The sequence below is a fragment of the Flectobacillus longus genome (assembly GCF_030056705.1).
In the GTDB taxonomy this organism is placed as follows: Bacteria; Bacteroidota; Bacteroidia; order Cytophagales; family Spirosomataceae; genus Flectobacillus; species Flectobacillus longus.
This window is the reverse complement of the sequence record NZ_JASHIC010000017.1, coordinates 13457-29544: the sequence shown is the minus strand read 5'-3', so window position 1 is coordinate 29544 and position 16088 is coordinate 13457. Positions and strand designations below refer to the sequence as shown.

At 38.7% G+C, this 16088-nt stretch carries 11 protein-coding genes; all 11 read left to right on the top strand.

Translation table 11 applies throughout. The features are described 5' to 3' along the window. Nucleotides 1-53 precede the first annotated feature (53 nt). The 11 genes from QM491_RS13855 (at nucleotide 54) to QM491_RS13805 (ending at nucleotide 16068) form a co-directional block, all read left to right on the top strand. Nucleotides 54-1859 (top strand): feruloyl-CoA synthase, encoded by a 1806-nt coding sequence (locus tag QM491_RS13855; RefSeq protein ID WP_283328080.1) that lies wholly within the window; start codon nucleotides 54-56, stop codon nucleotides 1857-1859. Nucleotides 1860-2040: 181 nt separating this feature from the next. Beyond that, a complete protein-coding gene (locus tag QM491_RS13850; protein WP_283328079.1) occupies nucleotides 2041-2808 on the top strand; it encodes a 3-hydroxyacyl-CoA dehydrogenase in 768 nt (255 codons plus the stop codon). 16 nt (nucleotides 2809-2824) lie between these two features. Continuing rightward, the gene (locus QM491_RS13845) at nucleotides 2825-4162 is read left to right on the top strand and encodes a DUF3237 family protein (RefSeq protein ID WP_283328078.1); all 1338 of its coding nucleotides are present in this window, start codon (nucleotides 2825-2827) and stop codon (nucleotides 4160-4162) included. A 119-nt stretch (nucleotides 4163-4281) separates the two neighbouring features. Then, on the top strand, nucleotides 4282-5310 hold the full coding sequence (locus QM491_RS13840) for an alpha/beta hydrolase (RefSeq protein ID WP_283328077.1): 1029 nt from the start codon (nucleotides 4282-4284) through the stop codon (nucleotides 5308-5310). Nucleotides 5311-5327: 17 nt separating this feature from the next. Further along, nucleotides 5328-6623, top strand: coding sequence for a CitMHS family transporter (locus tag QM491_RS13835; protein ID WP_283328076.1), 1296 nt, complete (start codon nucleotides 5328-5330; stop codon nucleotides 6621-6623). Nucleotides 6624-6626: 3 nt separating this feature from the next. Beyond that, nucleotides 6627-7973 (top strand): acyclic terpene utilization AtuA family protein, encoded by a 1347-nt coding sequence (locus QM491_RS13830; RefSeq protein WP_283328075.1) that lies wholly within the window; start codon nucleotides 6627-6629, stop codon nucleotides 7971-7973. After that, nucleotides 7970-8284 (top strand): AtuA-related protein, encoded by a 315-nt coding sequence (locus tag QM491_RS13825; RefSeq protein WP_283328074.1) that lies wholly within the window; start codon nucleotides 7970-7972, stop codon nucleotides 8282-8284. The genes QM491_RS13830 and QM491_RS13825 overlap by 4 nt, the downstream gene beginning before the upstream one ends. A gap of 293 nt (nucleotides 8285-8577) precedes the next feature. Further along, the gene (locus tag QM491_RS13820) at nucleotides 8578-11619 is read left to right on the top strand and encodes a SusC/RagA family TonB-linked outer membrane protein (protein WP_283328073.1); all 3042 of its coding nucleotides are present in this window, start codon (nucleotides 8578-8580) and stop codon (nucleotides 11617-11619) included. A gap of 49 nt (nucleotides 11620-11668) precedes the next feature. Continuing rightward, nucleotides 11669-13009 carry a RagB/SusD family nutrient uptake outer membrane protein gene (locus QM491_RS13815; RefSeq protein ID WP_374761259.1) on the top strand — a complete coding sequence of 447 codons (1341 nt, stop codon included), beginning with the start codon at nucleotides 11669-11671 and terminating at the stop codon, nucleotides 13007-13009. A gap of 21 nt (nucleotides 13010-13030) precedes the next feature. Further along, nucleotides 13031-14371 (top strand): DoxX family protein, encoded by a 1341-nt coding sequence (locus tag QM491_RS13810; RefSeq protein ID WP_283328071.1) that lies wholly within the window; start codon nucleotides 13031-13033, stop codon nucleotides 14369-14371. Nucleotides 14372-14409: 38 nt separating this feature from the next. Beyond that, nucleotides 14410-16068, top strand: a complete 1659-nt coding sequence (locus QM491_RS13805) for a hypothetical protein (RefSeq protein WP_283328070.1) — start codon at nucleotides 14410-14412, stop codon at nucleotides 16066-16068. Nucleotides 16069-16088 lie beyond the last annotated feature (20 nt).

The following is a 16088-nucleotide window of genomic DNA, read 5'->3' as shown; positions in this document are numbered from 1 at the left end:
ACTATATTGGATTGGGCATTTTCGATTAAAAAATATTTTATCTCTTTCAAGTTATGGAGTTCAAGAATGTAGCTTTTGGCCCCACCCAAACCATCAAGACCCACAATTCTGATGGTAGCATTTTGTTTCGGTTAAATAGTGAGTTAAAACCTTTTCCCGAAACTATTACTGATAGACTTGGGGAATGGTCGATTCAACAACCAGAAAAAACTTTTATTGCTCAGCGTAACAAAGAGGGTATTTGGCAAGAACTAAGCTACGCAGATACCTATCAACAAATGTGCTCAATAGCTCAAAATCTATTAGATATGGGTTTTGAGGAGAATGATACCATAGTTATACTTTCCGAAAATAGCTTGGAGCATGCCCTTTTAGCCTTGGCTTCTGTGCATATAGGTATTGCATATTCACCGATTTCACCTGCGTATTCTTTGGTGTCGGAAGACTTTTCTAAACTTCGTCATTGTTTGGAGAAAATGACTCCAAAACTTGTTTTTGTACAATCTGAGCAAGCTTATACAAGAGCTATTCAATTTATCAAAAATACATTTCCAGAAGTTACAATACTAGTATCACAGGGAGACAACTTTACAAATATAGCCTCTTGGCGACAATCAGTTTTTTGTGATGACGTAGCACAAGCTCACAAAAAGGTTAAAGGTGATACTGTTGCTAAAATTTTATTCACATCGGGCTCAACGGGCTTACCCAAAGGTGTAATTAATACACAACAAATGTGGTGTGCCAATCTCCAACAGATTACACAGAGTTTTCCTTTTATGCAGGATCAAGCTCCTGTCTTTATAGATTGGCTCCCGTGGAACCATACCTTTGGAGGTAATCATAATTTTGGCCTGGCACTCCATAATGGTGGCACACTCTATATAGACGATGGAAAACCAAGTAGTAAGGGAATTGAAGAAACGGTAAAAAATCTCCGAGAAATATCTCCCACGGCTTATTTCAATGTACCGAAAGGTTTTGAAATGTTGATTCCATATCTGGAAAAAGAAGAACAATTAAGAAACACTTTTTTCAAAAATCTTCAAATCATTTTTTATGCTGGTGCTAGTTTGGCGCAACCTATCTGGAATAAGTTGGAAGAACTTGCTATTCAGACCATCGGCGTAAAAGTACCTATTGTGACAGGTTTAGGTTGTACAGAATCAGGACCTTCGGCTCTTTTTGCCAATTGGGGCGGCGCTTTTTCAGGCTTATTAGGAGTCCCAGTAGCAGGGCTAGAAGTAAAATTGGTGTCTTTGGGTGACAAATGGGAAGCTAGATACCGAGCTGCTAATGTAACAAAAGGTTATTGGCGAAACCCAGAGGCAACTTTACAAGCTTTTGATGAAGAAGGCTTTTATAAAACAGGCGATGCAGTAAAGTTTTTGGACGAGAATAACCCTGACAAAGGATTGGTTTTTGATGGAAGAATAGCCGAAGATTTTAAACTCTCAACTGGTACTTGGGTCAATGTTGGCGTGATGAAAACCAAGATTATTTCTTCTGGTTCGCCCATTATTCAAGATGTAGTGATTGCTGGGCTCGACCAAGACTATATTGGTTTGATTTTGTTTCTCAATATCGAAGCTTGTTGCACGCTGACAGGACATACAACGCAGGTCTGCGTATCAGAGTTGTACGAACATTCGTCGGTAAAAACATTTATAAATACATGGATGAATGACTTTAACGCTCATGCCACAGGTAGTTCGACTAGTATTGGCAAAGTTATTATTGCCCACGAACCGCCATCGATTGACAAAGGCGAGATAACAGACAAAGGTTCGCTCAACCAACGTGCTGTTTTATCAAATCGAAAAGCTTTAGTCAATCAATTGTTTAGTCATTATGAATAGATATTTCTCAAAAAGCTGACAGCTCATAGCCGAAAGCAACAACCCATATCCCTCAATCGTCAGTAAAGGTTTACTTCTATTAAATTATTATCCAAAAAACCATTCATACGAGCATATTGCTCAATCTTATTCCTTAAAAAATCCCCTTTTATTGACGTATTGAGGGTTTTTCTTTTTTACGATGAATATACAATCAAACATATTTCTCATTTCTGGTGGTGCCTCAGGGCTGGGTTTGGCTACGGCACAAAACATTATTTCGCAAGGCGGAAAAGTTATTTTACTAGATATTAACGAGCAAGCTGGGCAACTTGCTCAAGTAAGTTTGGGCGATTCGGCGCTTTTTTATAAAACTGATATCGTAGACGAAGTACAGGTAAAGCAAGCTATCGAAAAGGGCTTGTCTGTATTCGGACAAATCAACGGGGTCATCAATTGTGCGGGTATCGGTCCTGCCAAAAGAGTTGTAGGCAAAGACGGTCCTCATGATTTAGAATTTTTTCAAAAAGTCATTCAAGTCAATTTAGTAGGTGTATTTAATGTACTTCGTTTGGGCGCAAATGTCATGCAACATAATACGCCAAACGAACATGGAGAAAGAGGAATAGTAATCAATACCGCTTCGGTAGCAGCTTTTGATGGACAAATCGGACAGGCAGCATATTCAGCTTCTAAAGGTGGTGTGGTATCTATGACCCTGCCAATTGCTCGTGAATTTGCTCGTATGGGTATTCGAGTGATGACCATTGCTCCTGGGATTTTTGAAACGCCTTTACTTGCTAATTTGTCTAGCGAAGCACAAGCATCTTTAGCACAGCAAATTCCTTTTCCCTCAAGACTAGGAAAACCTGAAGAATTTGCGAAATTGGTACAGCAAATCATTGAAAACACCATGCTCAATGGCGAGGTAATCCGTTTGGATGGGGCTATTAGAATGGGAATGAAATAATACAAAACCTTTTACTATGAAAAAAATACTTACCTACATATTGGGCGTTTTACTCGGATATACGGCTCATGCACAAGAAGTTATCCAATTGTACGAAGGCAAAGCCCCAGGCTCAGAAAACTGGACTTGGCAAGAATCAGTGTTAACCAATGCTAATTGGGGTGGTCGAACAGCCTATAATATCGTTGACCCAACTATTACTGCCTATTTACCTAACCCTAATAAAGCAAATGGTACTGCTATTGTGGTTGCACCAGGAGGAGCTTTTCATACCTTATCAATTGATAATGAAGGCGTTGATGTAGCAAAATGGCTGAATGAAAGAGGTATTGCTGCTTTTGTATTAAAATACCGAGTTGCACGCTCTTTTACGGATAATCCCATTACCGAAATCATGGGTAAAATGAGCAATATGAAAGCGCTCGACCAAGAAAATGCGGCAGTGATTCCTTTGGCTACGCAAGATGGACGTAAGGCGATTCAATATATTCGCCAGAACGCTGAGAAATTTCATGTCAATCCAAACAAAATTGGCATGATGGGATTTTCGGCAGGAGGAACCTTAACCATGTCGGTAGTTTATACAGCCAACGATGCTGAAAGACCCAATTTTGTTGCGCCTATTTATGCCTACGAAAAAGCTATTTTGGGCAATAAAGTCCCAACTCAGCCTACGCCGATTTTTGTGGCAGCCGCTTCGGATGATCAATTAGGCTTTACTTTACATAGCTCCTCGATTTACGGTAAATGGACTCAAGCCAAACAACCTGCCGAGTTACATATTTACGAAAAAGGTGGTCATGGATTCGGTATGAGTAAGAAAAACATTCCTACCGATACGTGGATAGAGCGCTTTGGCGATTGGCTACAATTGCACGGCCTGACAACTCCCGAGCCACCAGCACCGGGCTTAGCTTTTTTCTGTGAAATAAAAGTTTTGCTAAGCGAGGCTCTCACGGTAGGTCAAACACCACATGGACTGCGACGCATCATTCCAATTGTTGGAGGTACATTTGAAGGACCAAGTATAAAAGGAGAAGTATTGTCTGGAGGTGCTGACTGGCAAATTGTGAGAAGCGACGGCGTTGCTGAGCTAGATGCCAACTATCAAATCAAAACGGATGATGGAGTGATTATTTATGTGAAAAACAATGGATTGAGAGTTGCATCACCTGAAATAGCCGCTAAAATTGCCAAAGGCGAGAATGTTGATCCTTCACAATATTATTTTAGAACTATTCCAAAACTTGAAGCTCCCAAAGGAAAGTATGATTGGGTAAATAATAGCTTATTCTTATGTAAAGGCATCCGCAAGCCTGACCATGTTTTGATTCAGATTTGGGCAGTGAAATAGAATTAAAATCAACAGGCACAAAGTGATAAAAGTTGTAAAACAACTATTCACTTTGTGCCTTAATGCCTTTTCACTCAGTCCCTTTTAAAACATATCTATCCAAAAAACACATTTGATTTATGAAAAGAATTTTATTACTGCTAATTACTTGTCTGTTTTTCAGTCAAATAAAGGCTCAACGAGTCTCTGGCAAAGTCGAAAGCTTTGTGATTAATGCTAAAACCTTACAAAATATAGGGGGTGAAAATGCTAACCGAAAAATCTCGGTATATCTTCCTCCAAATTATGAAAGCACACAAAAACGATTTCCTGTGGTGTACTATTTACATGGCTTCATGGGCAATGATAGTATTACTACAGGTATGAAAGCGATTCTTGACAAAAGTATTGCTCAAGCTAAAATTCGTCCTTTTATTTTAGTTATTGCAAGCCATTATACTCTTTTTGAAGGAAGTTTTTATAGTAACTCAACTCTCACGGGTAACTGGTCTGAATTTGAAGCCAAGGAGTTGGTGGAAGTGATTGACCGCAAATATAGAACCATTGCAAACCGTAATAGTAGAGGTATTGGTGGACATTCGATGGGCGGTTATGGTGCAATCAAAATCGGGATGTTATATCCAGAAGTGTTTAGTTCGGTGTATGCCATGAGTCCAGGATTATTGATGATGGTCAAAGAATTTGGCGCCAATAGCGATTCATTTAAGGAACTTTCCAAAATAAAAACGGTCGAAGAGTTAAGAAAAACGTATTATCCAAAAGTATTGGTTGCCGTGGGTCGTGCTTGGTCACCTAATCCTACAAATCCTCCTTTTTACTGTGATATGCCTTTTACCTATCAAGGCGATAGTCTACAAGTAAATCAAGCGGTTGTTGATAAATGGAATGCAAATTTTCCTGTATTAATGGTAGATAAATACGCTGATAATCTTCGTAAACTAAAAGCCCTAAAATTAGATTGGGGAAGAAACGACGCACAACGCTTTCCAATTCAGTGCGGAGCGTTTAGTCAAAAATTAGAAAACCTTGGTATTAAGCATTTTGCAGAGGAATATATTGGAAACCATGTGAACAAAATTTGGACAAATGATGGCAGAGTTTTGAATGATTTGCTCCCATTTTTTAATGACTATCTCGTTTTCGAATAACATATACGCTCGATAATATGCTCGCTCTATTAGGATTTTCGACCATTGCTATTTTCTTATTTTTAATCATTACCAAAAGACTCTCGGTGATTACTGCTTTGGTAATCGTCCCACTTTTGGCAGGAATTATTGCAGGGTTTTCTCCTAAAGAATTAGGAGAAATGATGCTAGCAGGGATGAAGCAGGTAGCGCCTACAGGCATCTTGCTAACCTTTGCGGTACTATATTTTGCTACCATGCTCGATGCTGGACTTTTTGACCCAGTGGTGGCTTTTATTATCAAGTATGTAAAAGGTGACCCACTCAAAGTTATTCTTGGCACAGCCATATTGACCATGATTGTGCATTTGGATGGCGACGGTACTGCTACTTTTATGATTGTACTTTCGGCTTTTTTTCCCATTTACAAACAGCTAAAAATCAATCGTTTGATATTGCCTTGTATTGTTGCTCTGAGTGTTGGACCTATGCACCTTGTACCTTGGTCTGGAACTTCCGCACGAGCTATTTCTACACTCAAAACGGATGCTGTACATATTTTTAACCCCAATATTCCTGCAATATTAGCTGGGCTCGCATGGGTATTATTTGTGGCGTATTTTTTGGGGATGAAGGAAAGAAAACGATTGGGTGTGGTAGATTTTGCCTATAATCATCAGGAGAATTTAACTGAAAATGAAAGAAGTTTACGTCGCCCAAAACTCATTATCCTCAATGCTATCTTGACGATTAGTTTAATTGTGGTGCTAATTAAAGGGTTGATTCCTACACCTGTTTTGTTTTTACTGGCAAGTATGTTGGCACTTTTAATCAACTATCCACGATTGACTGACCAACAAAAAGTATTGCGTGGTCACGGCATGAATATTTTTCTCGTATCGAGTATGATATTCGTGGCGGGAATTTTTTCGGGGATTCTTACAGGAACCAAAATGATTGATGCCATGGCAAACGAGTTAGTCTCGTTGATTCCTCAGCATCATGCCAATCTTTTGCCTTTACTTACAGCTATTACGAGTTTGCCAGCGAGTATTCTCTTCACGCCAGATGCCTATTATTTTGGCGTAGTGCCTATTTTGAGTCAAACCGCAACACAATTTCATTTAGATTCTTTAGAAATAGGACGTGCTGCATTGCTGGGACAAATGACGGTAGGGTTTCCGATTAGCCCCTTGACGGCATCTACATTTTTATTGATTGGTTTGACAGAAGTTGAATTGGGGGAACATCAAAAATTTACCTTCAAATGGGCTTGGGGTACCACCCTGGTGATGACGATTATGGCTTTACTGACAGGTTCGATACATATTTAGCAAATGAAAAAAGAAAAAATAAGAATAGGATGCGGAGCAGGTTTTTCGGGAGATAGAATAGAACCAGCGCTTGTATTGGCCGAAAAAGGCGAATTAGACTATCTTGTGCTAGAATGTCTGGCAGAAAGAACGATTGCCTTAGCCCAAAAAAGAAAATTACAAGACGCATCCAAAGGGTATGATCCACTTCTGGAGAAGCGAATCAAATCATTATTGCCATTATTAGTCAAAAATCAAATAAAACTCATCACGAATATGGGGGCGGCGAACCCACTGGCAGCCGCTCAAAAAGTCATTGAGATAGCCAAAGAATTAAATTTACCCCTCAAAGTAGCAGCCGTGACAGGCGATGATGCAACACAATGGGTAAAAAATAGCTCAACCCATTTTACCATTTTGGAAAATGGTCAAGCATTAAATGACTATGAGGTAATCTCTATCAATGCGTATATGGGTATTGATGGAATCTTGGAGGCATTAGAGGCTGATGCACAAATAATTATAACAGGAAGAGTATCAGACCCTTCTTTGTTTTTGGCACCCATGATTCATGAATTTGACTGGCAAATAGAGGATTTTGATTTGTTGGGAAAAGGCACCGTGATTGGACACCTACTCGAATGTGCGGGGCATATCACTGGTGGATATTTTGCCGAACCCATTATGAAACCGATAGAAGGATTAGAAAATCTGGGACATCCTTTTGCTGATATTTACGCCGATGGTTCAGCTATTATTAGTAAAGTAAAAGGCACTGGAGGCAAAATTACTTTACAAACTGCCAAAGAACAGCTTTTGTACGAGGTCATAAACCCACATGAATATTATACTCCTGATGTAATTGCTGATTTTACGACAGTCAAATTAGAAGAAATTGGCAAAAACCAAATTTGGGTTACAGGTGGTACAGGCAAGGCTAAACCCGAAACTTACAAAGCAAGTGTCGGTTATAAAGCATTTTACCTTGGAGAAGGTGAAATTTCTTATGCCGGATTCAACGCCGTCGGGCGAGCCAAACTAGCGGGTGAGATTTTATCACAAAGACTAAAGCCTAATTTTGAAACATTCAGAATAGATTACATCGGCTTAAATTCCATTTTTCGAGAAGAATTTAGTGCTAAAATGAAAGTAGAAGAGTCCTATTTACCCGAAGTAAGATTGAGAGTGTCGGGAAAAGCCTCAACTGCCGACGAAGCCTCGTTGGTTGGAGAGGAAGTAGAAGCACTTTATACCAATGGTCCTGCGGCTGGTGGGGGTGTGCGAAAAAATATAAATGAGGTAATAGGAATCGTCTCCATTTTAATTGACAGAAATTTATTGAAAGCAAACGTAGACATTTTAAGCGCATGAAACTTTACGAAATAGCCCACAGCAGAGCAGGCGACAAAGGCAATACTCTTACGCTATCTTTAATTCCTTTTAAAGAGTCTGATTATGAACTACTTTGCACTCAAATTACTGCTCAAAAGGTGCAAGAACATTTACAAGGAATCGTAGAAGGTGAGATTATTCGTTACGAACTACCTAATATTTCGTCATTGCTTTTTGTTTGTCAACAAGCCTTATTAGGTGGAGTTACAACATCGTTGGCAATAGATACGCATGGCAAAACTTTGAGCTACGCACTTCTTGAAATGGAAATTGCATATACCAACTTTTAAAACCTAATAGACCCTTTTCAGGCAAATTTCCTCTATTGTTTGTCTCCATAAGACAATATTTAAGCAAAAAGAGGTTTTTTTTTCCTCATAATTTGGATTCCATTTATTTGAATATTTATATTTGTGTAATTAATCTATATAGTCTATATTTTTAGTATAGATATGTATCTTAAAAAAGTCATTCTTGCGGCAACAAGAATGACTTGGTCACAAAAGGTACGCTAAACGTGTATTAGGGGCTTTCGTTACAAGACCCCTAAACCTTGTTGTTTAAATTAACCAACACAAATTAAATGAAAAAAAAGCTCATTTTACAGACAATCATCTGTATTTTGTTTGTCTCCGTTGGAGTCTATGCACAAAAAACAGATGCAACCATTAATTCAACCTTATCAGGAACTGTTATTGATGAAAAAACGAAAGAACCACTCATTGGAGCTTCAATCAGTATTAAAGGGACAACGCATGGAGTCATCACCGATTCAAATGGAGAATTTTACTTTCGTACAGGTCAAAAATTACCTTATATTTTGATTATCAATTACATAGGGTATGAATCAAAACAGTTTGTTGCATCCAAATCAACCATAACCGTTGAGCTTCGCAGTAGCTCAAAAGAATTAAATGAAGTTGTAGTGGTTGGATACGGTACACAGGAACGTAAGAACTTGATTGGGTCGGTTTCTAAAATAAATCCAAATGAGGTGAACTCTATTCCTGTTGGAAGTATCGATGCACAATTACAAGGAAAAGTTTCAGGGGTACAAATTTCATCACCAACTGGTGTGCCAGGTGAAAGCGTGAATGTTCGCGTACGTGGAGCGACGTCAATCAATGCTGACAATGACCCTTTATATGTGGTTGATGGTGTATTTATCAATAGTAATAGCTTGCAGTCGATTAGTACTGGAGGAAAATCGACCTCGCCGATTGCCGATATTAATCCTAATGATATTCAGAGTATCGAAGTGCTGAAAGATGCAGAAGCTACAGCGCTTTACGGTTCGAGAGGAGCGAATGGAGTGGTCTTGATTACAACAAAGCGTGGAAATTATGAGCAAGCACCTCAAATCAATTTTAGTGCAAGTTATGGTCAGGCGAAAGCTGCCAAACTATGGGATTTAACGACAGGTCCGCAACATGCACAATTAGTGAACGAATGGTGGGTAAATACAGGTAAAGATACGCCATCACTCAACAGAACTTTTGCGAACCGTCCATTTAGACCAGTGTCAGAAGGCGGTCGTGGTTTGCCAGAAGAACAACAAACTTATGACAGATTGAGTGAGGCTTTTAGAACTGCTACTTTACAAAACTATGATATTGCCTTGACTGGTGGTACCAAAAGTACAAAGTATTATATTGGTGGTGGTTTTACCTCTCAAGAAGCAATCTTAAAACCTATTAACTTCACAAGAGCTAGCTTTAAAGTAAACTTAGACCAACGAGTAAGCGATAAACTTACGATTGGCGTAAACAATTTATTTACTAGAACTTATCGAAATCAAGCTCGTGCAGGTGACGGTCCTCAAGGAGGTTTGTTACAAGCAGCACTGCACACACCAACGTATTTGTCACCTTATGAAAATGGCGTTTTGGTCGGAAGAGCAGGTTTCGACAACCTGACTTTATTACTCCAAAATTACGATGTTAACTCAACCAGTTTACGATATATAGGAAATCTTTACTTCGAAGCAGAATTACTCCCTAACCTTAAACTACGATCAAGCTGGGGTGCTGATTACAACAACTACAACGAATCCGAATACTGGAATACGTTTTTACTCTTAGGTGCACAAGGCGGTTTGGCTACTTCTTCTATTACACAATACACGACCTTATTGAACGAACAAACTTTGACCTATCGTAAGAGATTCGATAATGGGCACAGTTTTGGTTTTGTAGTCGGAAATACCTTACAAAGCGACCAACTCAATCGTACTTATGCAGAAGGTAGAGGTTTTGCGAATAACTCTTTCAAAATTATATCGTCAGCCGCAACAACAACGAGTACACAAAACTGGAGTAAAAGCAATCTTGCTTCATTTTTTGCAAAAGCGGATTACAATATCAATGGAAAATATCTATTCAATGCAAGTTTAAGAGCGGATGGTTCTTCAAGATTTGGTGCAGACCGCAAGTGGGGTTATTTTCCATCAGTAGGTGCAGCTTGGCGTTTGAAACAAGAAGAGTTTTTAAAAAATGTAGATTTAGTAACGGATTTAAAACTCAAAGCTAGCTATGGTATCGTAGGTAACCAAAACGGTATTGGCAACTTTGCCGCACAAGGTTTGTGGACAGGTGGCGCCTCTTATCAAGGAGGTGCTGGTACAGCTCCACAACAATTAGCTAACCCAGATTTACGTTGGGAGAAAACCAACCAAGTAAATATTGGTGTCGATGCTTCGTTCTTGGCTGGTCGTTTGGGCGTTGAATTCAATGTTTATTCAAAATATACTCGTGATGGATTATTACAATTGGCTTTGCCAAGCACAACGGGTTTTGCAAATTATTGGAGCAATGCCGCCGAAATCAGTAACAAAGGTTTTGAGTTAAACATTACCTCTACCAATATCAATAAAGGTGGTTTGGTATGGACAACAAGCTTTAACATAGCTCAAAATATCAATAAAATCGAAAAACTCGCAACGCCACTAAGATATGGTAGTCGTGATTTGATTTTACAAAAAGAAGGAAATCCTCTTTACTCATTCTGGGTGTACAAACAATTGTATGTTGATCCAGAAACAGGAAATGTTGTTTATGAAGACGTCAATAAGGATGGTAAAATCACCACAGATGACCGTCAACTAGTTGGTAGTATTTGGCCAAAATTCTTTGGAGGGTTAACCAACACTGTAACTTACAAAGGCTTTGAGATATCGGCATTTTTTGCGTACCAATACGGTAACAAAATTTATAACCATAACAAATTCTTTGGAGAAGGAGGCGGCGCAAGAGATGCCGCAAGAATTATTTTTGCCAGCAACCTAGCAAGATGGCAAAAACCTGGTGATATTACCGATGTACCTCGTCCTGACGGAATCAATGTAAACAACTATCGTGATGGTGGAAGTAGATGGTTGGAAGATGGTTCGTTTATACGTCTCCGTTCGCTCAATATTGGCTATCATTTGCCTAAAGCAATCGCCAAAAGAATAGGTGCTGAAGCAGCTAAAGTATTTGTAAATGGTACAAACCTTTGGTTGTTGACCAACTACACAGGTCTAGATCCTGAATCGAGCGCAAGTAGCGACCAAAATGCGCAAGGCATTGATCTAGGTACTCCACCACAACCAAGAAGCTTTCAAGTGGGTATTAACCTAACATTCTAGACGTGTTTCTTACTTAGTTTTTTACCAGATTTTTAAGAAAATGAAAAACATGAAGCTCATAAAATATACTATATCGATAGGATTAATTGGTTTATTAACATCTTGCCAAAACTATTTAGATGTAAAACCATTAGAATCCATTTCTGATGCACAAACAATTTATGATAAAACATCCTCTGAAACTGCTATCAGAGGGGTTTATTCAGCTTTAGCTAGTACCAACTATTATGGCACGACCTTTCAATCTATTGGATACTTGTCTGGAGACAATATTCAATGGACAGGTTCGCAATCACAAGTTCAAGAGTTTATCAATAAAAAGGTAAACGCTGACAACTCGACGATTGCCTCGGCTTGGACCGCTATTTATGTAACTATCAACCGAGCCAATAATGTCATTGCGAAAGTTCCAACGGTTACTGACCCAGCATTGACGACAGATTTAAAAAATCAGATATTGGGTGAAGCTTATTTCATTCGAGCATTAGCCTATTTTGACCTAGCACGCACATGGGGAGGTGTTCCACTTATTACCAAACCAACTGCAAGTCCAACCGAAAATAGGGGTATTGCTCGCAGTACGCAAGCCGAGACTTATGCTCAAGTTTTAGCCGATTTGACAACGGCAGAGCCTTTATTATCAGCTACCACAAACCGTTACAGAGCTACCAGAAAAACGGTTTGGGCGCTTCGTGCAAGATACCATTTGTACCAAAAAGAATGGGATAAAGCTGAAGAATATGCAACAAAATTGATTTCGGATAACGCATCTTATCAGTTAGTAAAACCGTACAGCGCATTTTTTGCGAATGATGCACGTGGTACAGCAGAATCTGTTTTTGAGATATTTTACAGTGCTAACGAAACTAACACACATCGTAACCAATGGCAACCTCAAACCAATGGAGGCACACGTCAGTGGGCACCAAATGATGCCTTGGTAGCATTGCTCAATGATCCCAAAGTAGGTGGTGGACGCAGTGCTTTAGTAGCAAAAGATAACCAAAATCGTTGGTACGGAAACCTCTATTATCGCACGCCAGCCGCTGACCCAACTTATGTGATTCGTATCGCAGAATTGTATTTGATTAGGGCAGAAGCTGAAGCTAATCAAAATAAGCTTACGGCGGCATTAGCAGACTTAAATGCTATCAGAAGTCGTGCGGGTATCGATGCATCAACAGCACAAACGAAAGAGCAAATTTTACTTGGAATCGAAAACGAAAGACGTCTAGAGTTTGCACTAGAACCTCATCGTTGGTTTGATGTCGTCAGAACAGGACGAGCTGCAACAGTATTTAATGTCACTGACAATAATCGTTTGCTGTTGCCATTACCAGCAGGTGAGTTGTTGATTGACAAGGCTTTAGTTCAAAATACAGGTTATTAAACGCTAAACGAAATAAACACAATGGGAACTTTTGATATTCAATCGCAAAGCTCATGGGGCAAAAGCGAGAAAAACCTATTTAAGTTTTTTGGGCTGTATTTCTTTATCCAAATACTACCTATCGATTTATCTTTTTTTAAATATATAATTGATACCAACTGGCTAACTCTTCAGTACCGTGACATTTTCTATTTGTCTAGATATGCGCCAGATTTTTTGGGAGAGCAGTCATTTCTCAACTGGATTATTGTTGCCATTTTGGCTTTAGTAGGCACAATTTTTTGGGACAAAATATTACCTAAAAATATTGATTATGACAAATGGTATTATTGGATAAGAGTTTTTGTGAGATACAGATTAGCACTAGGACTCATTGCTTATTCGTTTTTGAAGATTTATACCATCCAATCACCCGAACCAAGTTTGAGTAATCTCAATACCAATTATGGTGATTTTACCGCATGGAAACTCTTTTCGCTTGGTTTGGGAGTTGTACCGAGTTACCAATCTTTCCTTGGCTTGGTAGAACTGGCAGGAGCATTATTGCTATTACACCGTAAAACAACAACAATTGGCACTTTAATCATTTTACCTTTTGCGGGTAACGTAGCGATTTCGAATATTGCTTACGAGGGGGGCGAATATGTATATGCTTTTTATCTAATCAGCTTGGGACTCTATTTGTTTGCCTTCGATACGATTCGTTTGTTCAAGCTGGTTTCACTTGAACAGCCTGTTGATCAAAATCACTTTCAACCAGAGTTTAGAGAGAAAAAACAACTATACCGTCTAACACTAAAGGGTTTATATATCATTGTTTTTGTGGTTTTCTATGGTTATAAAACCAAGGCTGGTGCTTCGGGAGGTGGATATCACTTCCCAAGCCAAGCTGGTTTGAGTCAATTGACGGGTGTTTACAACGTAAAAACATTCAAGCTCAACAACCAAGAAATTCCATATTCAAAAACGGACTCAGTACGTTGGCAAGATATTATTTTCGAAAAATGGAACACCATCAGTATTAAATCAAATCGAGAGGTAAATATCGAAAATTTACCAACAGAAGAGATTTTCAAAGATGATGCTCAGCGTATTTATGAGCTGGCAGGTACTCAAGGTCGTCATTTTTATAGCTATCAAAAAGACCCAAGCTCAAACATATTACGCCTGACAAACCGTAATGTTAATTATAAAAATGATGCACTAACAATTCATTATCAGGCTCTTAATGACTCTATAGTGATATTGTCTGGGGTAGATTCCCACCAAGATTCGGTATATGCAGTACTCGAAAAGTTGAATAAAAAATATTTGATTCACGAGGCTAAAAAAGTAGGACGTAGAAGTGTGTTGAAATTGTAGTTTTCTCCACAAATCATCAATCTTTTAACTCAGAAAAAATGGCTTATACAAATATTAATTCATCCCTTGAAGAGCAAATTCCAACATCGGAATCTTTAGAAAGTACAGAGATAAACAAGGCTAATTACTTCAAAAACCTGACTTGGAGTGCGGGACAAAAATTTGCCTTCCGTGTATCGTTTATTTTTTTTATTGCGATGACTTTTCCCAATAACCTAGATTGGTATCAGGAGATTTTGTCATTTGATTGGTTGCATTTGCACTATCGTGATATATATGACATTGCTCGTTTTGGGTCAGGACTAAACTTTTTTGGTAATAAAATTTTTGGCTCTTCGCTCAATGGCTATGCAGTTTGGGTAATTACCTTTATTGTTTCTCTGGTTGCAGCAGGAATATGGACAGCCATTGTTATTTTCACTAAAAAGGAACCTAAAAACTATAAACTTTGGTATTACTGGCTTAAAGTGATTGTTCGCTACCGTGCAGGAATCGGCATTATTGGTTTTGGTTTTACCAAACTTACACCCACTCAATTACCTTATCCTTCGTGGGGCTTACTGAATACCAATTTTGGCGATTTGACTTTACAAAAAATCTATTGGTTATCTATCGGAATTGTACCTTGGTATGAAGTATTCACGGGAGTAGTCGAGGTATTGGCAGGAGCATTACTATTTTTTAGAGCCACTACTTTTTGGGGAGCAGTCTTATTGTTTGGAGCATTGGCAGATATCGTTTATGTAAACTTTGCTTACGATGGTGGGGTACATGTTTACAGTTCCTACTTTGTTTTATTTTCTGCTTTTATCTTGGTGGATTACATCCCTGATTTATATAAACTCTTGATTCAAGAGCGTTTGACTATTCCTTACAAATATTACCCAACATTTGATAAAGCATGGCAACGTATCGCTCGTATTAGTCTCAAAAGCTTGACACTGATTTTGTTTTTGCCCGTATTTACCTATTTGGCTATTATCAACTTTTTGTATGACCCTTACAAACAGCCTGCGCAAAAAGGTATTGCAGGTTTGCGTGGTAATTATCATGTGACAGAATACAAAATCAATGGTCAGATATTACCATATAGCCCTGCTGATACAACTCGTTGGCAACAAGCGACTTTCGAAAAATGGACAACGCTTACCTTCAAAGTCAACAAGCCTGTTGAGTTAGATTTATCAAATGGTGGTGGTGCACCTATGCGTGATATCAATCGAACTTTTGAGCTTACGGGTGTTGCTGGTGGACAGCGTGTATTTTATTATGAAGCTGATACTGTTCGTAATATTCTGTATTTACAAGATAAAAACCGTGGTTCGAGAAATGCTGAAAACCGTGAGTTCTCAGGAAATCGAAATGAAGGTAAATCTGTGGCTTTGAAAAATAAGAAAAAAGAAAATACAGAAGATAACTGGATTCCTAAAGAATCACGCGAAGTAATTGGTAAAGAAGATACCAAAATAGAAGCTATAGCACGCTCAGCACGTCGTACCAAAGGTATCAAAGCAGAAAGTAAACCTGTAGAGCGCAACAAGATGATTCTGAAATACACAATTCTTGATAATGGAAATCGTGTAGTCCTTTCTGGAATCGATGAAAATAAAGACTCTGTCGAGGTTGTTTTAGACCGTTTTGTGAAAAAATATGCCCTCACAAGAAGTACTCTGGAAGCTGGCAAATACGATAAATAAGCGATAAGGTTATTTCCTCT